Below are 1,001 nucleotides of genomic sequence, written 5' to 3'. Positions count from 1 at the left end.
GTTTGCTCTGCGATGTCTTCAATCACTTTAATGACTGCGCCAATTTTCTCGCCATGAGCACCAAGGTGATTCATCTGAACCGACATGTCCGCCATTTGCTTCGATACCTGTTGAATGCTCTCTACCATTTCAACAATGACAGTACGGCCTTGTTCGGCTGTGGCTTCTGATTTACGAGCTTCTTCAAAGGTAGACGCACCTTGTTCCGCCACTTGTGAAATGGTCAAACTCAGCTCTTCTGCCGCCGTTGCGATGAGGTTCGCTTTGTCGGCTTGGCTACTCGCACCAGAAACAATGTCTTGGCTAACAACAGACAGCTCACTCGTGACCGACTTAACTTCTTCAGACACGACTGAAATAGAGCCGATCAACCCCGTTAGAGATGCCTGCATTTTATTTAAAGAGGTCGCTAAGTTAGAAAGCTCATCACCCGATTCGTCTTTGATAGGAGAAGCTGTCAAATCGCCTTCCGCCACGCGTTGTGCCAAAGTATCCAGCGCGGTCAAACGCCCTGTGATTGAATTAGACAACAAGTATGCAATGAACACTGTTGCGATCGCCGCAAACGTACCTAGCGCGTAAATGGTGTTCTCAATATCGTTGAATGAATCGGTCAATTGGAGAAGCGCATCATGTGTGCTTTGTCGACCTTCTGCCGTTGCCGCATTGAGCATGTCTTCAATTGGGGCTAGATTCACCTCGTACAACTGACGGACTTGCTCAACGTTTTCTTCTAAACTGCGATGCCCAATATTCGGCTGAATTTGGCTCTCAAAGCTCGACGTAAAATTCGCCATAAGCTGCTCAATTTTTTCGATATTGCGATAGTCTTCTCCACCAGCGGTTTCAAGACGTTTTACATCAGCCAACGCAGAGGCAAACTCTTTCTTGTTCGATTGATATTCACGTTGTGCACCACTGGTATTGATGATCATACCGACAGCATCTCGATAAATATCCCCAGCTTCATCGATCAAAGCCATGTATCCAATGGTCTCTGG

The 1,001-nt window shown here is 46.9% G+C and carries 1 protein-coding gene; it reads right to left on the bottom strand.

Annotated features, from left to right (window positions below):
* On the bottom strand, positions 1–1,001 hold a 1,001-nt coding region (locus R8N28_RS27390), incomplete at both ends, for a methyl-accepting chemotaxis protein (protein ID WP_318183939.1).

The organism is Vibrio sp. Vb1554 (genome assembly GCF_033344235.1).
The sequence above is the reverse complement of the archived record's forward strand: the minus strand, read 5'-3'. Positions and strand labels throughout refer to the sequence as shown.